This is a genomic window from Nitratireductor sp. CH_MIT9313-5, assembly GCF_037029545.1.
In the GTDB taxonomy this organism is placed as follows: Bacteria; Pseudomonadota; Alphaproteobacteria; order Rhizobiales; family Rhizobiaceae; genus Chelativorans.
In genome coordinates this window covers 361,356-382,719 of the sequence record NZ_JAYMER010000014.1, presented here as the reverse complement: position 1 = coordinate 382,719, position 21,364 = coordinate 361,356, and the positions used below count along the sequence as shown (strand labels likewise).

General features: G+C 57.8%; 20 protein-coding genes. 11 read left to right on the top strand and 9 right to left on the bottom strand.

Annotation, left to right across the window (positions count from 1 at the left end; translation table 11 throughout):
- Nucleotides 1-67 precede the first annotated feature (67 nt).
- From WA367_RS09335 to hflX, 6 genes are all read left to right on the top strand, one after another.
- Nucleotides 68-2,338, top strand: a complete 2,271-nt coding sequence (locus tag WA367_RS09335; protein ID WP_336056498.1) for a sensor histidine kinase NtrY-like — start codon at nucleotides 68-70, stop codon at nucleotides 2,336-2,338.
- Nucleotides 2,328-3,689: a nitrogen assimilation response regulator NtrX gene (gene ntrX / locus WA367_RS09330; protein ID WP_336056497.1), complete on the top strand. Its 1,362-nt coding sequence runs from the start codon at nucleotides 2,328-2,330 to the stop codon at nucleotides 3,687-3,689. The genes WA367_RS09335 and ntrX overlap by 11 nt, the downstream gene beginning before the upstream one ends.
- A gap of 31 nt (nucleotides 3,690-3,720) precedes the next feature.
- Nucleotides 3,721-5,097, top strand: a complete 1,377-nt coding sequence (gene trkA / locus WA367_RS09325; RefSeq protein WP_336056496.1) for a Trk system potassium transporter TrkA — start codon at nucleotides 3,721-3,723, stop codon at nucleotides 5,095-5,097.
- A gap of 40 nt (nucleotides 5,098-5,137) precedes the next feature.
- Nucleotides 5,138-6,001 carry a D-amino-acid transaminase gene (locus tag WA367_RS09320; protein ID WP_336056495.1) on the top strand — a complete coding sequence of 288 codons (864 nt, stop codon included), beginning with the start codon at nucleotides 5,138-5,140 and terminating at the stop codon, nucleotides 5,999-6,001.
- A gap of 127 nt (nucleotides 6,002-6,128) precedes the next feature.
- Entirely contained in the window at nucleotides 6,129-6,377 is a 249-nt protein-coding gene (hfq, locus tag WA367_RS09315; protein WP_036480436.1) for an RNA chaperone Hfq, read from the top strand.
- Nucleotides 6,378-7,733: a GTPase HflX gene (hflX, locus tag WA367_RS09310; RefSeq protein WP_442935556.1), complete on the top strand. Its 1,356-nt coding sequence runs from the start codon at nucleotides 6,378-6,380 to the stop codon at nucleotides 7,731-7,733.
- A gap of 13 nt (nucleotides 7,734-7,746) precedes the next feature.
- Here the strand turns inward: hflX and mazG are convergent, their stop codons facing one another.
- Nucleotides 7,747-8,574, bottom strand: a complete 828-nt coding sequence (mazG, locus tag WA367_RS09305) for a nucleoside triphosphate pyrophosphohydrolase (RefSeq protein ID WP_336056494.1) — start codon at nucleotides 8,572-8,574, stop codon at nucleotides 7,747-7,749.
- A 328-nt stretch (nucleotides 8,575-8,902) separates the two neighbouring features.
- Here mazG and WA367_RS09300 point away from each other — a divergent pair, with 328 nt between their 5' ends.
- The 5 genes from WA367_RS09300 to WA367_RS09280 all read left to right on the top strand — a co-directional run bounded on the left by WA367_RS09300 (nucleotide 8,903) and on the right by WA367_RS09280 (nucleotide 13,623).
- Complete coding sequence (locus WA367_RS09300) at nucleotides 8,903-9,658, top strand: ABC transporter ATP-binding protein (RefSeq protein ID WP_336056493.1); 756 nt, start codon at nucleotides 8,903-8,905, stop codon at nucleotides 9,656-9,658.
- The gene (locus tag WA367_RS09295; RefSeq protein WP_336056492.1) at nucleotides 9,651-10,397 is read left to right on the top strand and encodes an ABC transporter ATP-binding protein; all 747 of its coding nucleotides are present in this window, start codon (nucleotides 9,651-9,653) and stop codon (nucleotides 10,395-10,397) included. The genes WA367_RS09300 and WA367_RS09295 overlap by 8 nt, the downstream gene beginning before the upstream one ends.
- A 51-nt stretch (nucleotides 10,398-10,448) precedes the next feature.
- On the top strand, nucleotides 10,449-11,645 hold the full coding sequence (locus WA367_RS09290; RefSeq protein ID WP_336056491.1) for an ABC transporter substrate-binding protein: 1,197 nt from the start codon (nucleotides 10,449-10,451) through the stop codon (nucleotides 11,643-11,645).
- Between the two features lie 110 nt (nucleotides 11,646-11,755).
- Nucleotides 11,756-12,643, top strand: a complete 888-nt coding sequence (locus tag WA367_RS09285) for a branched-chain amino acid ABC transporter permease (RefSeq protein WP_336056490.1) — start codon at nucleotides 11,756-11,758, stop codon at nucleotides 12,641-12,643.
- Between the two features lie 56 nt (nucleotides 12,644-12,699).
- Complete coding sequence (locus WA367_RS09280; RefSeq protein WP_336057091.1) at nucleotides 12,700-13,623, top strand: branched-chain amino acid ABC transporter permease; 924 nt, start codon at nucleotides 12,700-12,702, stop codon at nucleotides 13,621-13,623.
- Between the two features lie 199 nt (nucleotides 13,624-13,822).
- On the opposite strand, the gene WA367_RS09275 is transcribed toward WA367_RS09280, so the two are convergent.
- The 8 genes from WA367_RS09275 to WA367_RS09240 form a co-directional block, all read right to left on the bottom strand.
- Nucleotides 13,823-14,536 (bottom strand): hypothetical protein, encoded by a 714-nt coding sequence (locus WA367_RS09275; protein WP_336056489.1) that lies wholly within the window; start codon nucleotides 14,534-14,536, stop codon nucleotides 13,823-13,825.
- 28 nt (nucleotides 14,537-14,564) lie between these two features.
- The gene (locus tag WA367_RS09270) at nucleotides 14,565-15,044 is read right to left on the bottom strand and encodes a YbaK/EbsC family protein (RefSeq protein ID WP_336056488.1); all 480 of its coding nucleotides are present in this window, start codon (nucleotides 15,042-15,044) and stop codon (nucleotides 14,565-14,567) included.
- A 15-nt stretch (nucleotides 15,045-15,059) separates the two neighbouring features.
- Nucleotides 15,060-15,869: an MBL fold metallo-hydrolase gene (locus WA367_RS09265; RefSeq protein WP_336056487.1), complete on the bottom strand. Its 810-nt coding sequence runs from the start codon at nucleotides 15,867-15,869 to the stop codon at nucleotides 15,060-15,062.
- Nucleotides 15,866-16,666, bottom strand: a complete 801-nt coding sequence (locus tag WA367_RS09260; protein WP_336056486.1) for a TatD family hydrolase — start codon at nucleotides 16,664-16,666, stop codon at nucleotides 15,866-15,868. The genes WA367_RS09265 and WA367_RS09260 overlap by 4 nt, the downstream gene beginning before the upstream one ends.
- Nucleotide 16,667: 1 nt before the next feature.
- Entirely contained in the window at nucleotides 16,668-18,227 is a 1,560-nt protein-coding gene (metG, locus tag WA367_RS09255) for a methionine--tRNA ligase (protein ID WP_336056485.1), read from the bottom strand.
- A gap of 73 nt (nucleotides 18,228-18,300) precedes the next feature.
- Nucleotides 18,301-19,362 carry a DNA polymerase III subunit delta' gene (locus WA367_RS09250; RefSeq protein ID WP_336056484.1) on the bottom strand — a complete coding sequence of 354 codons (1,062 nt, stop codon included), beginning with the start codon at nucleotides 19,360-19,362 and terminating at the stop codon, nucleotides 18,301-18,303.
- Nucleotides 19,355-20,014: a dTMP kinase gene (tmk, locus tag WA367_RS09245; RefSeq protein ID WP_336056483.1), complete on the bottom strand. Its 660-nt coding sequence runs from the start codon at nucleotides 20,012-20,014 to the stop codon at nucleotides 19,355-19,357. The genes WA367_RS09250 and tmk overlap by 8 nt, the downstream gene beginning before the upstream one ends.
- Before the next feature lie 108 nt (nucleotides 20,015-20,122).
- Nucleotides 20,123-21,286 (bottom strand): D-alanyl-D-alanine carboxypeptidase family protein, encoded by a 1,164-nt coding sequence (locus WA367_RS09240; protein WP_336056482.1) that lies wholly within the window; start codon nucleotides 21,284-21,286, stop codon nucleotides 20,123-20,125.
- Nucleotides 21,287-21,364: the final 78 nt, after the last annotated feature.

Genomic DNA, 21,364 nt, shown 5'->3' with positions numbered 1-21,364 from the left:
GTCGCCACAATGCGTTGCATATCTGCAACGTAACCTTGCAGCAGATTGACAGAAGTTCTTGCGACAGATGAGTAACCCAGCACCAGCCATGGCTGCGGCCGGCGCTTACCAGCCCGCCCAGGAAAACCGGCGCCTGTTGGCGCTGCCTGGTGTGGTCTCAGCACTCGGTGCGCTGCTATCCGCCGCGCTGTCTTTCGCGGTGCTTCTGGGCTTCACGCCGGTGACGCCGGACGCAACAACCACGCTCGCCCTTATCGGCATCAACGCGTTCTTCCTCATCCTGCTTTTGTCGCTGATCATTCGCGAAGCGCTGCGGATTTACGCGGCACGCAGGGGCGGGAAGGCGGCCTCGCGGCTTCATGTGCGCATCGTCACGATGTTTTCGCTGATTGCCGCCATTCCCGCGATCCTGGTGGCGATCATCGCGTCAATCACGCTGGATTACGGCCTGGACCGGTGGTTCAATTTGCGCACGCGTGTGATCGTCCAGTCGTCACTGTCCATTGCCGAAGCATATGAGCGCGACAATGCGCTCAACCTGCAGGGCACCACGCTTTCGATGGCGATCGACCTCGACCGAATGCGCAGTCTCTACAATCTCGACCGCACCGGTTTTCGCCAGCGGCTGACACAGCAGGCGATGATCCGCGGGCTGGCCTATGCGCTCCTGATCAAGGAGGATGGTTCGCTCATCATGGGCGCGGAAATACCGGATCAGGATTCGGTCCCTGCTCCACCTTCCGATGCGTTGGAGCTGGCCTCCGAGCGCAAGCCCAATCTTTTCGAGCTGCCGCCTGGGAATCTGATCGGTACGATCATCAAGCTCAAGGCCATTCCCGATGCGTATCTGTACACGGCCCGTGAGCTGGACGCGCAGGTAATCAAGGCGCAGAAACTGGTTGCCGATAATACCGATGAATATAGCGCGCTCGAGCAGAACCGCACGCAGACACAGCTTGCCTATGCCCTAGTATATCTCGTGGTCACATTAGCCATAGTGCTTGCGGCGATCTGGACCGGTATCGCGGTCGCCGACCGGATTGTGCGTCCGATCCGTCAGCTTATCGGTGCGGCTGATGCGGTGTCGCATGGCAATCTGGATGTCGCGGTGCCTGTGCGCGCATCAGATGGTGACGTGGCTTCGCTGGGTGACACCTTCAACAAGATGACCCTGCAGCTGAAAACCCAGCGCAATGAGTTGATCAGCGCCCGCGACGTGATCGACGAACGTCGTCGATTCAATGAAGCCGTGCTGGCCGGCGTGACGGCCGGCGTCATCGGCGTGGATGGCGAGGGCACCGTTTCAATCGTTAACCGATCGGCCGAACGCATGCTGGCGATCAACGAGAAGGAAGCTATTGGAAAAACGTTGACCGACGTGCTGCCTCAGGTGGGTGCTGTCTTCGAGAAGGGTAGGGAAGCCGGGCGCAAGGTCTATCGCGAGCAGGTGACGTTCTACCGCTCTGGTGCTGAACGCACGTTCAACATACAGCTGACCTCCGAGGAGAGTGGCGAGAACAGCGACGAGCGTTCCTATGTGGTGACGATCGATGACATTACAGACCTCGTTCAGGCTCAGCGGTCGTCCGCCTGGGCAGATGTCGCCCGGCGCATCGCACATGAGATCAAGAACCCGCTGACGCCGATCCAGCTCTCGGCGGAACGCATTCGCCGCCGCTACGGCAAGGTGATCACCGAGGACCGCGAGGTCTTCGACCAGTGTACTGACACGATTATTCGGCAAGTCAGTGATATCGGGCGTATGGTGGATGAGTTCTCCGCTTTCGCGCGCATGCCGAAACCGGACATCCAGCAGCTCGATCTGCGCGAACCCCTGCGGGAAGCCTCGTTCCTGGTCGAGGTAAGTCGGCCGGATATTTCCTTCGAGCGGGATCTGGGGCCGGAACCCCTGCCGGGCCGCTTCGATTCACGTTTGATGGGTCAGGCATTCGGGAACATCATAAAGAATGCTGCTGAGGCCATCGACGGGGATCGCGAGGATCGGAGACCGGGACGGATCAGGGTGGCGGCGCGACGCCTCGACAAGATGATCGAGGTCAAGGTCACCGATAATGGCAAAGGGCTTCCGCGCAAGAACAGGCAACGCCTGCTGGAGCCTTATATGACCACCCGCGAGAAGGGCACGGGGCTCGGTCTCGCGATCGTCAAGAAGATCATCGAGGATCATGGCGGCCAGCTCGAATTGCATGATGCACCGGCGGATTTTGATGGTGGCGGAGGTGCTGAAATCCGCCTCTACCTGCCGGCCCATGGCGCGGCTTCCGCGTCGCCTGAGAAACCAAGTGATGAAGTAAAGAAGGTCCAAAATGGCGTCTGACATACTGGTCATCGACGACGAGGAAGACATTCGCGAGCTCGTCGCGGGTATCTTGAGCGACGAAGGACACGAAACGCGCACTGCCGGTGACAGCGATGCCGCATTCGCGGCAATCGAAGCCCGCGTGCCGCGGCTTGTTCTGCTGGATATCTGGCTGCAGGGCAGTCAACTCGACGGCCTGGGTATCCTGGACAAGATCAAGCAGATGCATCCGGATCTGCCTGTCATCATGATCTCGGGCCACGGGACGATCGAAACTGCGGTCTCGGCCATCAAGCGCGGCGCATATGATTTTATCGAGAAGCCCTTCAAGGCCGACCGGCTTCTCCTGATCTGTGAGCGCGCTCTTGAAACGTCGAAGCTGCGGCGCGAGGTCTCCGACCTGAAAAAGCGTACTGGCGACAGTGTCGAGTTGATCGGTGAGTCGCAGGCGGTTCACCAGCTGCGCCAGACGATCGAGCGTGTCGCGCCATCAAACAGCCGCATCATGCTGATCGGGCCATCGGGAGCCGGCAAGGAGCTGGTCGCGCGTTCCATTCATGCGCAGAGCCTTCGTGCACAAGGGCCGTTTGTTTCCGTCAATGCCGCCAGCATTACGCCGGATCGCATGGAGATCGAGCTCTTCGGTACCGAATCCAATGGCAGCGAACGAAAGGTGGGTGCGCTCGAGGAAGCCCATGGCGGCACACTTTATCTGGACGAAGTGGCCGACATGCCCCGGGAGACGCAGGCCAAGATCCTGCGTGTGCTGGTGGATCAGCAGTTCGAACGCGTGGGCGGTACCAAGCGGGTAAAGGTCGATGTGCGGATCATTTCCTCCACGGCGCAGGATCTGGAGGGAATGATCGCGGAAGGCGCGTTCCGTCAGGACCTCTTTCACCGGCTCGCGGTCGTTCCGGTGAAGGTACCGGCATTGGCCGAGCGGCGTGAAGATATTCCACTGCTGGTAGATTACTTCATGGATCAGATCGTGAAGCAGCTCGGCATTCGTCCGCGCGCGCTGGCAGCCGATGCGCTTGCCGTGCTGCAGGCTCATAACTGGCCGGGCAATCTGCGCCAGCTTCGCAACAATATTGAGCGCTTGTTGATCCTGACGCGCGGGGAAGAGCCCGACACCCCAATTACCGCAGATCTGCTTCCCGCTGAAATCGGCGACGTGATGCCACGTGTGCCGAACCAGTCGGACCAGCACATCATGGCCTTGCCATTGCGTGAGGCGCGAGAGATGTTCGAGAAGGAATATCTATTGGCACAGATCAACCGATTTGGTGGCAATATCTCGCGCACGGCCGAATTTATCGGTATGGAACGCTCTGCCCTGCATCGAAAGCTGAAATCGCTGGGCGTCTGATTCTTTTCGTAAGGCCCAAGGAGCAGGCCCCATGAAGGTCATCATTTGCGGCGCTGGCCGGGTCGGTTACGGCATCGCGGAGCGACTTGCCGCCGAGCAGAATGATGTCTCGGTAATCGATACGTCGGCGGAACTGATCCGCACGATGCGTGATACGCTGGATGTACGCGGCTTTGTCGGCCACGGCGCGCATCCAGACATCATGGCAGCTGCCGGTGCCGAGCAAGCGGACATGATCATTGCCGTCACGCTCTATGACGAAGTGAACATGACCGCCTGCCAGGTGGCACATTCGCTTTTCAATGTGCCCACCAAGATCGCGCGCATTCGCTCGCAATCCTATTTGCATCCCCACTACATGGACCTCTTTTCGCGGGATCATCTGCCTATCGACGTCATCATCTCGCCCGAAATGGAAGTGGGCGAGATGGTTTTGCGGCGAATTGCGCTTCCCGGTGCAACAGATGTCGTTCGCTTCGCCGATGGCAATGTCGCAATGGTGGCGATCGAGTGTCTCGACGAGTGCCCGGTCATCAACACCCCGCTGTCGCAGTTGACCGAGCTGTTCCCGGATCTGCCTTCGACCGTGGTTGGTGTCTCGCGAGGTGGCAAGCTGTTCGTGCCGCATTCGGGTGACCAGTTGATGGCCGGCGACATGGCCTATGTAATCACCACGAAGGAACAGGTGCGGCGCACGCTGGGGCTGTTCGGTCATGACGAAACCGAAGCGACGCGCATTGTCATCGCCGGTGGTGGCAATATCGGCCTTTATGTTGCACGGGCACTGGAGCGCAAGCAGAGCCGCACCAAGGTCAAGATCATCGAAAGCAGTCGCGACCGTGCGGTGAAGATTGCCGACGAGTTGCGCCGCACCGTGGTGCTGCATGGCAGTGCGCTCGAGCAGAAATTGCTGCTTGAGGCCGATATCGACCATGCCGATCTTATGGTGGCTCTTACCAATGACGACCAGGTCAATATTCTTTCAAGCGTTATCGCCAAACAGCTCGGCTGCCGCTCCAATCTCGTCCTGATCAACAATCCGACCTATCACGACTTTGCCAAGACCCTGGGCATCGACGCGCATATGAACCCGCGTGCTGTCACCATTTCCAAGGTGCTCCAGCATGTGCGGCGTGGCCGCATTCGCGCCGTCCATAATGTGCAGCGCGGTGCGGCGGAGATTATCGAGGCCGAAGCACTAGAGACCTCTCCGCTTGTTGGCCCGCCGCTGGCCGAACAGGAACTGCCCGATGGCATGCGCATCGGTGCGGTCTATCGCAATGGCGAGATATTGAAGCCTTCCGGCTCGATGCGCATCAAACCGAAGGACCGGGTTGTCATCTTCGCTCTTGAGGGCGCTGTGCGGCAGGTCGAACAGCTCTTCCGCGTCAGTCTGGAATTTTTCTGATGAAGCCTTTTCAGGCTTCCTGTTTCCGAGGGGATTTCAAATGCCACGTATTGCCTATGTGAATGGCCGCTATGTCAGACATTCCGATGCGGCGGTTCACATTGAAGATCGCGGCTATCAGTTTGCCGACGGCGTTTATGAAGTGTGTGAGGTCGCGCGCGGTTTCATTATTGACATGACCCGACACCTGGACCGGCTCGATCGGTCGCTATCCGAACTTTCCATCGACTGGCCCATGAGCCGCAAGGCGCTCGAATTCGTTTTGCGCGAGGTTGTCCGGCGGAATCATGTCCGCAACGGGCTGGTCTATCTGCAGGTAACGCGCGGCGTTGCGCCACGCGATCATTTCTTCCCCACAACCCCGGTCCGCCCGGCGCTGGTTGTCACGGCCAAGAAGACCGATCCCGAAGTCGCCAACCGCAAAGCTGAACAGGGCGTGGGTGTGATCACCGTTCCCGAGAACCGGTGGGAGCGCGTTGATATCAAAACCGTCGGTCTGCTGCCCAATGTGCTGGTCAAGCAGCAGGCAAAGAAAGCATCGGCTGCTGAGGCGTGGTTTGTGGATGAAGACGGAAATGTAAAAGAGGGTGGCTCCACCAATGCGTGGATTGTCACCAAGGATGGCACGCTTGTCACCAGGCCAGCCGATTTCGGAATTTTGCGGGGTGTAACGCGGGCGACTTTGATGGATCTTGCCAAAAAGCTCGGTCTGAAGGTCGAAGAGCGCGCTTTCAGTGTGGAAGAAGCCTATGAAGCACGCGAAGCCTTTATCACCGCGGCGTCAACGGTCGTGATGCCGGTGGTGCGGGTCAATGACCGCTCCATCGCCAATGGTCATCCAGGTGAGACCGCGCGCAGGCTGCGAGAAGCCTTTTTTGAGATTGCGGAAAAAACGCCTGCCTGATACGACCCAAAAAGGGACACTACCGCAAGCAGCATTGTGTGGGGAATACTCCCAGTACGCTTGACAGGGCAGGGGCAATTTTGCGCTACTGCCTCCCGCCCGCAGGGTAAGATGAAAGAAAAAAACAATGGCGGAACGTTCGCAAAACTTGCAGGATCTTTTCCTGAACACTGTTCGCAAGAGCAAGAACCCGTTGACGATATTCCTGATCAACGGCGTAAAGCTCACCGGCGTGGTGACTTCCTTTGATAATTTCTGCGTCCTTCTGCGTCGCGACGGGCATTCGCAGCTTGTTTACAAGCATGCGATCTCGACGATCATGCCGAGCCAGCCGGTTCAGCTGTTCGAAGCAGAAGAGGGCGCTCGGGAAGGCTGATTGACCGACTGGCAAAGCCCTTCCGACAATCCTTTCCGCTCACTGCCGGCTGAGAATGCCAGCGGTGCCAAAGCCATTGTCGTCGTGCCGGTGCTGCCTCGCCACTTCCAGAAAGGCGGGGAAGACAGCAACGCGGACACAATACCTCTGACGCCAGAAGCGCGGCTTGAGGAAGCTGTCGGCCTGGCTGCGGCCATCGAGCTTGATGTGGTCCATTCGGAAACCGCGACTGTCAACGCGCCGCGTCCGGGCACGCTCCTTGGTACGGGCAAGGTTGAAGAGATCGCTGCGCGCGTCGAAGATCAGCATGCGGAGCTGGTGGTTGTCGATCATCAGCTCTCGCCGGTACAGCAGCGCAACCTTGAAAAGGCGTTCAAGGCCAAGGTTTTGGACCGGACCGGCCTCATCCTCGAAATATTCGGACGGCGGGCGCGTACCAAGGAAGGGCGCCTGCAGGTCGATCTCGCGCATCTGGAATACCAACGCGGTCGGCTCGTTCGAAGCTGGACCCACCTTGAACGTCAGCGTGGCGGTGGCGGCTTCATGGGTGGCCCGGGTGAAACGCAGATCGAAGCGGATCGACGGCTGTTGCAGGAGCGGATCGTACGTATCAAGCGCGAGCTGGAGACGGTTCGACGCACGCGTGACCTTCACCGGGCCAAGCGTCAAAAGGTGCCGTTTCCGGTTGTTGCAATTGTCGGCTATACCAATGCCGGAAAGTCGACGCTTTTCAACCGTCTGACAGGCGCCACTGTCATGGCGGAGGACATGCTTTTCGCCACGCTTGATCCGACACTGCGGCGCGTGCGTTTCCCCCATGGCACCATTGCCATTCTATCGGACACGGTCGGTTTCATCTCCGACCTGCCAACGCACCTTGTTGCCGCTTTCCGCGCCACACTGGAAGAAGTGGTGGAAGCAGATTTCATTCTACACGTTCGGGACATTTCAGATCCCAATGCTTCGGCGCACGCTGCCAATGTGCAGGATGTGCTGAAAAGCCTGGGGGTGGATGTTACGGACGACAAGCGCATTATCGAAGTGCTCAACAAGATCGACCTGCTCGACCAGGGTGCCAAGGCTGCTCTGGCTCATGCCCAGAATAGGAGCTCCATCGCCATCTCGGCGATCAGCGGCGAGGGGATTGATGATCTTCTCGAGGAGATTGAGAGCCGGGTCGCAGGCGTTCTGCAGGAGATGACGATCCAGGTCACGCCGGCAAGAATGGGCGCACTGGACTGGATCTACAGGAACAGTCAGGTGCTTTCGCGGCGTGACAATGATGACGGCTCGCTTACACTGAGACTGCGTGCCACTGAAGTGGCACGTGAAGAAGTAAAGTCTAGATTATCGTAGTCTAAACAATATATTAGGCGAATTTCTTCGTCTTTTTTGCCAGTTGCCAAAGTTCTTCCATTTCTTCCAGTGAAGCTTCGTCGAGTGTCCGCTGGCGATCAGCCAGTTCGCGTTCAACCGAATGGAAGCGATTTCGAAATTTCTCGTTCGTACGCCGAAGTGCGGCTTCCGGATCAACCTTGAGGTGGCGGGCGAGATTGACGACTGAAAAGAAAACGTCGCCGAGCTCGTCTTCGATCTCATCGGTCGCCGCACGCCTTATTGCATGGCGTAGCTCACCGATCTCTTCCTCGATCTTGTCGAGCGTCGGTTCAGCCTCACCCCAGTCGAAGCCGACGCGGGCGGCCTTCTGCTGCAGTTTCAGTGCAACAGTGGCTGCAGGCAGTGAAAATGGCACATCGTCCAGATAGCCCGCAGGTGTTTCATCATTTCCAGCGGCCTGGATACGTGCGCGGCGTGCTGCTTTTTCCTCTGCCTTGATTTTCTCCCACATACCTTTGGCCATGCCAGCCTGGCGGGCGTCTTCGTCGCCGAAAACATGCGGGTGGCGACGGATCATCTTCCTGGTAATCGCCTCAACGACGTCATCAAAGCTGAAGTGGCCGGCTTCCTCTGCCATTTGCGAGTGGAAGATGACTTGCAACAGAAGATCGCCCAGCTCTTCGGCAAGGTCGTGCATATCTGCGCGGCGGATGGCGTCATCCACCTCATAGGCTTCTTCAATCGTGTAGGGCGCTATGGAGGCAAAGTCTTGCTGCACGTCCCATGGACAGCCAGACTCAGGATCTCTGAGCGCGGCCATGATCTTGCGGAGGTCTTCAATGCGGCGTGAAGGTTTCATGGATGTAGACTAACCCACCATGAGGATGTGCAGAACCGGTTTGCGCGCGGGATCATCAATGTTCCCCAATTCCGTATATGCGGGCCATACTCCTTCGCTGCTTCTAATACTTTCGTCGTAGAAAAACCGTACGACTCTTCGCAATTGCAGCAATTTCACCGGGTTTCATGCTGCATCTGCGTAAGGTGGTGTATTTCTGCCGCTTGCATAAATGTTTGGGTCGTGCATCCTTGGTGAACGCATGAACCAGGCCGATGCGGCGACCTTGGAGGAGGGGCTGCATCAGATAAACAAGGTCGGCATGCGGTTGGGAGGAGGAACTGGCTGCATGAGTGACAGCACCATTCTTGCTGCGCGGAATCTGACGAAGGAATTTCGTGGCTTCTTTGCCGTAAGTGACGTTGATCTAAGCGTAATTCGCGGCAGTATCCACGCTTTGATCGGGCCCAACGGGGCGGGCAAGACGACTTGCTTCAATCTTCTGACGAAGTTTCTTTCGCCCACACGCGGCACCATCACCTATAACGGGAAAGATATCACGTCCTACAGCCCGGCGGACATTGCGCGGTTGGGGCTGGTCCGTTCCTTTCAGATTTCCGCCGTCTTTCCGAACATGACAGCACTGGAGAATGTTCGTATTGCACTGCAGCGAGCACGCGGAGACAGTTTCGACTTCTGGCGGTCCGACAAGGTGCTTCGACAATACAACGCCCGGGCCGAAGAGTTGCTTCACGAGGTTGGTCTTGAGCAATTCGCTCAGACCCCGGCGGAGGAGCTATCCTATGGCCGCAAGCGTGCCCTGGAGATTGCGACCACTCTCGCACTTGATCCCGAAATGCTGCTCCTGGATGAGCCGATGGCCGGCATGACGCAGGAAGACATCGAACGCATCAGCAGTCTCATCAAGCGCGTTGCGAAGGATCGCACGGTTCTGATGGTTGAACACAATCTGTCGGTGGTCTCGGATCTCTCAGATCGCATTACCGTTCTGGCGCGCGGGCAGGTGCTGGCCGAAGGCACCTATGACGAAGTCTCGAAGGATGAACGTGTTGTGGAAGCCTATATCGGGAGCGGTCATGACTGAGGCAGGAGTGATGGAGCGGCGGGAAGATGCAGACGTAGCAGATGCAGTCCTGAAGGTGCGTGACCTCCATGCCTGGTATGGCGAAAGCCATGTGCTCCACGGCATCGACTTCGATGTTCGCGAAGGTGAAGTGGTTACGCTGCTCGGGCGCAATGGTGCAGGCAAGTCCACGACCCTGAAGACCATAATGGGCATTCTTTCCAAGCGAAAGGGCTCGGTCATGTTCAGGGGGGAGGAGCTTATCGCGCAGCCGTCGCGTCAGGTGGCGCGTCGCGGGATTGCGTTCTGCCCCGAAGAGCGCGGCATCTTCGCCAGCCTAACGGTGGAGGAAAATCTCTATCTGCCCCCGCAGGTCAGCCAGGGTGGCTGGGATGTGGAGCGGATATTTGAACTGTTTCCCAATCTGCGCGAGCGGTTGTCCAGCCAGGGCACGAAACTCTCGGGCGGTGAACAGCAAATGCTGGCGATCGGGCGCATATTGCGCACCGGCGCGCGTCTGCTGCTGCTCGACGAGCCTACGGAGGGTCTGGCCCCAGTCATCGTCCAGCAGATTGGCTCCACGATTGCGAAATTGAAGCAGGAGGGCTTCACCATCGTGCTCGTGGAACAGAACTTCCATTTCGCCGCCAAGCTCGCTGATCGGCATTACATCGTCGATCAGGGTAGGGTGGTGGATGTCATTCCGGGTGAGGAAGTGGAAGCGAGGATGGAACAGCTGCACGCCTATCTTGGCGTCTAGCAACGAGCCGGTTCCGCGAAGTCGGAGCCATAAGTGGAGGAGGAGACAGGCATGAAATTCGCCAAAGCACTATTTGCATCCGCAGCATTTGCAGCACTGGCCACGCCCGCGCTGGCGGTGGACGTCACCATCGGCGTTCTCAACGATCGTTCGGGCCTTTATGCGGACCTTGCAGGTGAAGGTTCGGTGGTCGCTACACGAATGGCCATTGAAGACTTCGATGCCGAAGGCAAGGGCATTAATGTTGAGGTCCTCAGCGCAGACCATCAAAACAAGCCGGATGTAGGCTCCAACATCGCCCGTCAGTGGATCGACACGGAAAATGTCGATGTGATCGTGGACGTTCCGACCTCTTCGGTGGCATTGGCAGTCAATGAAGTGGTGCGCGAGAAAGACAAGATCTTCCTTGCTTCGGGACCGGCGACATCCGATCTGACAGGCAAGGCCTGCTCGCCAAACACAATTCACTGGACCTACGACACCTATTCGCTGGCCAACGGTACCGGCAAAGCAATGGTGCAGGAGGGCGGTGACAGCTGGTTCTTCGTGACCGCCGACTATGCCTTTGGGCATGCGCTTGAGCGTGACACACAGGCTGTCGTGGAAGAAGCCGGCGGTAAGGTGCTCGGCAATGTGCGTCATCCGTTGAGCTCCAGTGACTTCTCGTCATTCCTGCTGCAGGCGCAGGCATCAGGTGCAAAGGTGATCGGGCTTGCCAATGCAGGTGGCGACACGATCAATTCCATCAAGCAGGCAGCCGAGTTCGGCATCGTTCAGGCTGGTCAAAGCCTGGCCGGACTCCTGATCTTCTCGACAGATGTCGCCGCGCTTGGTCTTGAGACCGCGCAGGGGCTGGTCCTGACCAATGCCTTCTTCGCGGATCGCAACGAAGACACAAAGGCATTTTCCGAGCGCTTCAAGGAACGCCACGGAAAGAACCCCACCATGGTTCAGGCTGGCGTCTACTCAGCCGTCCTTCATTACCTGAAGGGCGTCGAGGCCACCGGAAGCGATGAAGCCGGCAAGGTCATGGAATGGATGAAGGCCAATCCTTCCAACGACCCGATCTTTGGCGAGGCTTCGGTGCGCAAGGACGGTCGGCACATGCATGACATGTATCTGTTGAAGGTGAAGTCGCCGGACGCTGCGCAGGGCGAGGAAGACTACTTCGAACTGCTCACCACGATTCCCGCTGAAGAAGCATTCCGTCCCATCGAGGATGGCGAGTGCGAGATGGCGAAGCAGTGATTTGCATCAGGGCAGGGGCGCCAGCGCCCCTGCCGTTTACATGCAGCATCCGGCAGCTGAAAAAGTGATTCAGTTATGGATGCCAAGCGGCTGAATTATCGGGGTTTTTCATGTTTGAGCTGATTGGAATACCGCCACAGGCCCTATTCGGGCAGCTTTTACTCGGCTTGATCAATGGTGCCTTTTACGCGGTGCTCAGTCTTGGGCTGGCGGTGATATTCGGCTTGCTGAACATCATCAACTTCACCCATGGCGCGCAATATATGCTGGGCGCTTTCGTGGCGTGGATGCTGCTCAATTATCTGGGGCTTGGCTATTGGTGGGCACTGCTTCTGGCGCCGGTCATCGTCGGGCTCACAGGGGTCATCCTGGAGCGAACGCTTATCAGGCGCCTCTATCACCTGGACCACCTTTACGGCTTGCTTCTGACCTTCGGTTTGGCACTCATCTTCACCGGCGTCTTCAAGCAGCTCTACGGCGTTTCGGGCCTTCCTTATCGCGCGCCCGAACTTCTTTCCGGCGGGCACAATCTAGGCTTCATGTATCTGCCCAACAGCCGCGCTTTTGTCATTCTTGCATCGGTAATCGTCTGCTTCGGCACCTGGTTCATGATCGAGAAGACAAAGCTCGGCGCATATTTGCGTGCAGCTACCGAGAATCCTACGCTGGTCAGCGCTTTCGGTATCAATGTGCCGCTGCTCATCACGCTGACCTACGGGTTCGGCGTCGGCTTGGCCGCATTTGCCGGTGTGCTGGCGGCGCCCATCTATTCGGTCAATCCGATCATGGGTGAAAACCTCATCATTGTCGTGTTCGCCGTGGTGGTTATCGGAGGAATGGGTTCCATCCTGGGCTCGATCCTTACCGGCTTCGGCCTCGGCCTTATCGAGGGGCTCACACGGGTCTTCTATCCTGAAGGATCTGCAGTGGTCGTATTTGTCATCATGGCGCTTGTGCTTCTCGTGAAGCCGGCCGGGCTGTTCGGGAGGGAGATCTGATGGCCAATCAGGCTGAAACAATCGCAACGGATCTTCCGCGCGAAAAAGGGGCAGGGATGCCCCGCCACCATCTGATCATATTCGTGGTGCTGGCTGCGGCACTGTTGGTCGCGCCCTTCCTGCTTTATCCGATCTTCCTGATGAAGGTCTTGTGTTTCGCGCTCTTCGCCTCTGCGTTCAATCTGCTGCTTGGTTATGGTGGGCTTCTCTCCTTCGGCCATGCTGCATATTTCGGTATGGCGAGCTATGTCAGCGCGCATGCCGCGAAGGTCTGGGGCTTGCCGCCTGAACTGGCGATCCTGAGCGGTACCGCCATTGCTGCACTGCTCGGCCTTGTCTTTGGCGCATTGGCTATCCGCCGGCAGGGCATCTATTTTGCCATGGTGACGCTCGCATTTGCGCAGATGGTGTACTTCTTTTCACTGCAGGCTCCGTTCACCGGCGGTGAAGATGGAATTCAGGCCGTACCGCGAGGTACGCTGTTCGGGATGTTCAATCTTGCAGACCCCGAAACGCTCTACTTTTTCGTCCTGGCGATTTTCCTTTTTGGCATCCTCATCATCTATCGCATCATTCATTCGCCGTTCGGACAGGTTTTGAAGGCCATCCGGCAGAATGAGCCTCGCGCGATTTCGCTCGGCTATCGGGTCAATCAGTACAAGCTGGCCGTGTTCGTTCTTTCTGCAGCACTTTCCGGACTTGCCGGTGCAACCAAGGCAATCGTCTTCCAGCTTGCATCACTGACCGATGTCTATTGGGCGATGTCCGGTGAAGTGGTTCTCATGACCTTGCTGGGCGGTATGGGAACGGTATTCGGCCCGATGGTTGGCGCAGCGATTATTGTTACGATGCAAAACTATCTGGCGACATTGGGTGATTGGGTGACAATCATTCAGGGGCTGATCTTCGTCGTTGCTGTCTTGCTCTTCCGCGAAGGTGTCATCGGCGTCTTGTCAAAGAGAGTCCGCAAACCGCTCTAAGCGTTTGGTCTGAAATCCATTATTTGGAGACGAGACGCAGTGTTTCTGCGCTCGTCTCCTTTGGTTTGGGTCCATTGCTGCTAGGCTAGTATGATGCGGGCACTAGATAGATTAGTTCCATAATCTATCTTATCTGATTTGGGCGCATGGCGTCCTGAATGTGCCCCCATCGCTGATCGGCGCTTTTCTGCGGCACTGCTTACTCTTCGCGACGAAGCAGCTCTTCCAGTTCTGACGGAAAACGTCCCGGTTCCACGCGACTGAGGAAATAGTCCACATTTCCAATGGGCTCAGGCAGCGCGACTGTCATGGTGAAGCTGTCGCCGGCGCATGTATAAGTAATGTCGGGCACATAGCTGCCGCCGCCCGGGATGGGCATGGTCTGTGACGTGGTGCCTGACGAGGTAGATGTGGTGGTGCCAAGCATAGCCCCGCCGCCTCCGCCATCGCAGAATTTCAACCGTCCATCAGCGGTCCATATCTGTCCTGTTCCAGTTCCCACCCGCAGGTCAAATTGAGTAATGGCAATCTCGCCGGTGTCCTCGTCAAAATCCTGCAGCTCGACATTCCGGTTGAACGGGATCGTTGCGAAGAAACCGTCGTCGTAGATACGAATGCCAAGTGTGTGTGACATGTCGGCAGTCATGTCCGTGACGGAGTCAAAGCCCATGCCAGAGAACGCGGTCTTCAGCTTCTCCATAGCCGTGTTACTACCAATCCAGGCGCCGGCCAGGCATGCGTCCATTGCCGTGTCCGGCGGTGGCGGACACGGGGTTTGTGCATGAAGTTCGGGAGCAGTCATCGTGACTGTTACGGCCAGTACGCCCAAAAAGGTGAAATGACCAAAGGTCGCTGAAGGAAAACGCCTTGCCTGCATGGCCTTGTTCCGCTTTTGGCGATCATGTGCGGTCATGTTATCACACGGTCACCAGCGCGACAAATCACGCGGGTATTTCTGTCAAATCAGCAACTTCTGCCTGTGCTGCGCGGAGCAGATCGGCGGGATTGGACGAAAAGACTGCATCGGGAGCACCTGCAGCCGCCCAAACCTGCTCATAGGCAAGCAGCGTGCGGTCAGCAATGCACCGAATTGGCGACTTGTGCCCGATTGGAGAAACGCCCCCAATTGCAAAGCCTGTTTTCTCGCGCACCTTTCTGGGGTCAGCTCTGACCAAGGCTTCTTCACAAAGCGCAGCTGCGCGGGTCAGGTCCAATTTCTTGCTGCCGGGGACCAGAAACAGGAAGAGTTCTCCTGTTTCCTTTCCCTCGAAAATCAAAGACTTGACGATCTGGTCGACGGCGCAACCGCACTGTGCGGCTGCCTCCTCGGCGGTACGAGTTGAAGCGCCCATCCGCTTTATCTCGGTATCGAGGCCGGCAGCGGCAGCGGCTTCTTCCACTCGTTTCACGCTTTTCGACATTGTGTCACCTGCGGCTCAGCATGCAACTTCCAGACTTAGACCATCATGCGCGGGAATAACATGTTCAGGCGTTTGTCGCGCAACGGTGTCGTAGTCGAGCGGAATATGCATGTGGGTTAGCACAGCCTTTTGCGGCTTCAGGCGTGCGATCCATTCCAGAGCCTCATCAAGCGAAAAATGGCTCGGATGCGGCTTGTATTGCAATGCGTCTATGACAAGAACGTCCAGACCCTCAAGGAGTTGGGCTGTTTCTGGCGGAAATGCACTCACATCCGAACAATAGGCCATCGAGCCGACCCGAAAGCCCAGGGAATGAATATCGCCGTGAACCTGAAGCAGAGGGGTAAGGGTAATCGGACCACCCTCGCCTGTGATTGCAAGTTCTCGCCCCGGTTCGATTATATGGGCCTTCAGAATTGGCGGGTAATTGCTTCCATGTGGTGTCTCGAAGCAGTAGCGAAATGCCTCCATCAGCCGATCCATGGTTGGTTGATCGGCATAGACATCCATCAGCTTCTTCTGCGCCAGGACATAGCCGCGCAAATCATCAATGCCATGAATGTGATCCGCGTGAGGATGGGTGTAGAGAACGGCGTCGAGCTTTTCGACGCTTGAAGCAATCATCTGGCTGCGAAAATCGGGCCCGGTGTCGATGACCACGCGCGTGATCCCACCATTCTCGCTGATGCGCTCAACGAGTGCTGCAGCACGTGTGCGCCGGTTTCTCGGATTTTCGGGATCGCAGGCGCCCCAATCGCCCATAATGCGCGGCACACCGGGTGAGGAGCCGCATCCCAGGATTGTGAGGCGCAGCCTGTCGCTCAAGAGACGCCCTGCCCCAGCGCCTCGCGCGGCACTTTCTTGAAGAGACGGAAAAAGTTGTCCGTCGTCAGTTTCGCTAGTTCTTCTGGCTGCATTGCGCGGACTTCAGCCAGCTTTTGGGCTGTGTGGGCCACATAGGCTGGCTCGTTTGTCTTTCCACGCTTGGGAACCGGCGCAAGATATGGGGCATCGGTTTCAACGAGCAGGCGGTCGGCCGGAATCTCGCTAGCAATGGCGCGCAGCTCTTCCGACTTCTTGAATGTCAGAATGCCGGAAAAGGAGACATAGCCGCCGAGTTCGACACCTTTGCGTGCGAGAGCCTTGCCGGAGGAAAAGCAGTGGAGAATGAAGGGAAAGGCCCCTGCCCTTGTCTCTTCTTCCAGGATTGAGGCCACATCCTCATCGGCATCGCGGGCGTGGATTACCAGTGGAAGACCCGTTTGCCTTGCAGCCGCAATATGACGGCGAAAGCCTTGTGCCTGAAGGTCGCGTGGTGCCTTGTCGTAGAAGTAATCGAGCCCGGCTTCGCCAATGCCAACCACCTTGGGGTGCGCGGCCAGATGGACCAGCTCCTCTGTCGTCACGTCGGTCTCCTCACCGGCATTGTGCGGATGGGTGCCAACGGTGCAGAAGACATTCGGGTGGGTTTCGGCAATCGTCCTGATCACATCGAAGCGCGCAACACGCGTCGATATGGTCACCATCAGCCCAACGCCTGCGGCGCGCGCTCGCTCTATGACTGCCTCGCGGTCATCCGCGAAGTCGGGAAAGTCCAGGTGGCAATGGCTGTCGACGAGCATGCTAGCTGGCGACCTTTCCTGCTTCTTCCTCGACATATCGTGGGAAGATTGGCTGCGGCTTGGGCAGTTCGGCGCCCGGTACAAGCGCGTGCGCATCGGTCAGATGCGAGAAGTCACGCTGATCCGTCGGTACGGCCAGGATATCGAGCAGCTTTTCCGCCGAGCCGGGAATGAAAGGCTGGCAGAGAATGCCTATGCGCCGCAACACCTCAGCGGTGGTATAGAGGACTGTCTCCATGCGAGCGGGATTAGTCTTCTTCAAAGCCCATGGCTCCTGCCCGGCGAAGTAGCGGTTGGCCTCGCCAACCACTTCGAAGACTGCGGCAAGTGCCTGATGGATTGCCTGGCGTGTCATCGCAGCGCGGGCTGTTTCCAGGGCCTTGTCGGCCATAGCGATGATGGCCTTGTCGGCGTCGGCCAGTTCGCCCTTGGTCGGCACGACACCGGAACAGTTCTTGGCGATCATGGAAAGCGAGCGCTGCGCGAGATTGCCCAGATCATTGGCAAGGTCGGCATTGGTGCGGTTCACGATGGCTTCGTGGCTATAGCTGCCGTCCTGTCCGAAGGGGACTTCGCGCAGCAGGAAGTAGCGGACCTGATCGAGGCCGTAGTGATCGACAAGTGCAATCGGATCAATGACATTTCCGACCGACTTCGACATCTTCTCTCCCTTGTTGAAGAGAAAGCCGTGGCCAAAGATGCGCTTGGGAAGCGGGATGCCGGCGGACATGAGGAATGCCGGCCAGTAGATAGAGTGGAAACGGGTGATGTCCTTGCCGATCACGTGGCAATCGGCCGGCCAGAAGCCAGCGCGGGGATGGTCCGGGTCGGGATAGCCGGTGGCAGTGAGATAGTTTGTCAGCGCGTCTACCCAGACATACATCACATGCTTTTCATCGCCTGGTACGGGCACGCCCCAGTCGAATGTCGTGCGCGAGATCGAGAGGTCTCTCAATCCCGACTTCACGAAGCTGACGATCTCGTTGCGGCGCTCGGCGGGTCCGATAAAGTCCGGCTGCTTTTCATAGAGCTCGAGCAACTTGTCCTGATAGGCGGAAAGCTTGAAGAAGTAGCTTTCTTCCTCAACCCATTCGACCGGCGTGCCCTGGGGGCCATAGCGTACGCCATCTTCGCGCAATTCGGTTTCATCTTCGCTGTAATAGGCTTCGTCGCGCACCGAATACCAGCCGGAATAGGAGCCGAGATAGATGTCCCCCTTCTCCGCCATGGCCTTCCAGATCGCCTGAGATGCCTTGTGATGGCGCTCTTCGGTGGTGCGAATGAAGTCATCATTGGATGCGTTCAGCACCTCCGCCATCTGCTGGAATTTCGGGGTGTTGCGGTCGGCCAGTTCGCGCGCAGTCATGTCCTGCTTGCGCGCTGTCTGCAGCATCTTGATGCCATGCTCGTCGGTCCCGGTCAGAAAGAAGACATCCTTACCGTCGGCACGCTGGAATCGTGCCAGCACGTCCGTCGCGATCAGTTCGTAGGCATGGCCGATATGGGGATCGCCATTCGGGTAGGAAATCGCGGTCGTGATGTAAAATTTCTCGCGGGTCATATCTTCTTTCCGGTCGAATGTTCTGGCGGTGGGATAACGATTAATGGCGGCCGTGCCAAGAACCCTTCGTTCCCTAGCCATGATGTGCGGCAAGCCTTGAGTGCAGTGTGGTTATCGTACCCACAACGTGCTGGCGTTTATCCAGATTGAAAGTATCGGTTTCGAACAATTGTGAACGCAGATCCTCGTGCAGGGCTGTCATGCTGGCCGCGACGCGCAGGTCACCTGCTTCTGCGGCCATGCGAGCATTGTCGCTGATGCGGTCGAGTGCCAGTCGATTGAAGAGTGAAAACTGGATCTGGCGATCCTTGCCGCTCGCTGCGTCGGCCAGACGAAAAACATCGCTCATATTCAGCCGCTTTCGGCTCAGGAGGTCATTGAGAGCCTGTTCGATCTCCAGACCTCCGAATTGCGTGAGCAAAATGGCATTGCGCGCGCTGCCTGATGCGCGCGCTGCCAGGAGCGAACGCTCCCCGGCATCCGAGGGTATCTCTGCACCAATATTTTGCAGCACCTTATAGAGCGATGCCTCGCCGAGGGGCTGCAGCTTGATCGTCTGACAACGCGACCGGATTGTCGGCAGCAGGCGGCCGAGAGAGTGGGTCGTGAGAATGAACAAGGTTCGTCGCGGCGGCTCTTCAAGGTTCTTCAGGAGCGCGTTTGCGGCATTGGTGTTCATGTCGTCTGCAGGATCGACGAGGATGACGCGATAGCCACCCTCCTGTGTTGTCATTCCGAGAAACCGGCTGACCCGCCTGATCTCATCCACCGTGATGACTGTCTTGAACTTCTTGTCGCGATCGTTGCGCGGGCGGGAAAGATGAAGCAGCCCGGGGTGTGCGCCTTGCGCAACCAGCCGAAATGACTGGGACGCGCTGTCAATCGGCACCATCTCCTCCGGCGCATTTACGGGGTCGGGATGAGTGAAGATGTGATGGGCCAGATGAAAGGCCAGTGTCGCCTTGCCAATGCCCTGCGGCCCTGCGAGCAAGATGGCGTGGTGCATCTTGCCGGATCGGTATGCCTGAGCAAGCATGTCCCGGGCATATTGGTGATCCACCAGACAAGGATTCTCCGCCGGTTCGGGTATGTCCGGCAAGGTATCGTGCTGTTCGGGTGCCACGCGCTCAAACATGCTTCTCACCTAGCGTCTTGTTCTCCAGAGCACGGTTGGTCAGCGCCAGTATTTCCTGGAACACCGTATCGCTGTCGCCAGTGGCATCCACAACGCGACAGCGCTGTGGTTCCCTCTCCGCAATGTCCAGAAATCCCATTCGGCGCAGTTTGTGCGTCTCGATCTTCTCTTTCTCGAAACGATCGGCAGTGGCGTCGCCCCTTCTCGCATTCGCGCGTCGCAGCCCCTCCTCAGGGGGAACATCAAGAATGATGGTCAGATCGGGGATCGTGCCATTCACCGTCACCCGCTCCAGCCTGGCCATGAAATCCTTGTCGAGGGCTCCGGTAATACCCTGATAGACGCGAGAGGAATCCATGAAACGGTCGCAGAGCACTATTGCACCGGTCTGCAAGGCAGGCTTGATGACGTTTTCGACATGATCGCTGCGAGCGGCTGCGAACAATATCGCTTCCATGGATGAACCGAATGGTTCTGCCGCGCCTGATAGCAATACGTGGCGGACAGCCTCGGCGCCAGGAGAACCACCGGGCTCTCGTGTAACCACGACCTGGTACCCGTCCTGACGAAGTTTTTCGGCAAGGCGTGCAATCTGCGTCGACTTGCCAGCGCCCTCGCCCCCCTCGAAAGTCACAAAAAGTCCTTCAGGCACCTGATCATTCACCTCAATCGCAGTGGAAGGACTTCATATCGTTCCGCCCACTCTGCGTCCATTATTGCAGGGGGCCGGCGTTCCGAATTCTTTGCTTGAGGCCAATGCCTAGCGCAGCCACCCGATCAGGAGTTCGCCCACAGCGTCGAGCGCGCGCTGATGAAGCTCGCCCTTCGCTACCGGTTCTGCAGCATAGACTGGCGTTTCCTGACTGATCGTGTCTCCAAGCCAGATGCGCAAAAGCCCAACCTCGTCGCCTTCCTGTATCGGAGCTTCTATTGGGCCCTGGTAGACGACTTCAGCACGCATGCGCTCGCGATCGGTGATGGGAACGAAGATCTCGACATCCTTGCGGGCGCGGAGCTTGACTGTGGATTTGGCACCTCCGTAGACATCGGCTTCGGCTACGGGTTCGCCTTCACCGAAGAGAGACATCTTTTCGAATGCGCGAATGCCCCAGTCCAGCATCTTGCGTGCTTCCTCTGCACGCTGCTGTTCGCTCTCCATACCGCCAAGGGTTGCGAACAGTCGGCGGCCGTCACGCTCTATCGACGCGGTGATGGCGTAGCCGGATTCTTCAGTGAAACCGGTCTTCAGGCCGTCTGCACCAATATTCATTGGCAAAAGCGGGTTTCGATTGCGCTGGCGAATGCCGTTCCATTCGAAATCAGGCAGCGAGAACATCTCGTAACGTTCGGGATAATTACGCCAGATGTGGAGCGCCAACAGCGTCAGCTCACGCGCGGTCACAACCTGGCCCGGTGCCGGGAGACCGGTGGAATTCACGAAGGTGGATGTTTCCAGTCCAAGCTTGCGCGCCCTCGTCGTCATGAGACGGGCGAAGCTTTCCTCCGATCCCGCCATGCCTTCGGCAATCGCGATCGCGCCGTCATTGGCGGAATGCACGATCACGCCCTTCAACAGAGCGTCGAGCGGCACGCTGGATTTCACCTCGGCAAACATCGTGGATGTGCCCGATACGGCTCCGCCCGTGCGCCAGGCATGTTCACTGATATAGAAATTTTCTTCGGGGCTGATCTGACCTGACTTGATCGCATCGAAGGCGACTTCAACCGTCATCAGCTTCGCAAGCGAGGCGGGAGGAAATGCAGCGTCAGCGTTTTTGGAGAAAAGGATCGTGCCGGTTTCGGCATCGATCAGATAGGCCTGCTTGGCGCGGGTTTCAAAAAGCTGAGCCTTTGCCGGCCATACAAGGGTGGTTGCTATCAGAGCTGCCGTGAACAGCTTGCGCCATGTCTCGCCCACGCCCATTTCTACCCCCAAGCAACAGGATCAGCCCGCACGGGCCGGTTACGGAGGTTATAGTCTGACTGTGCGAATGTTCAACAA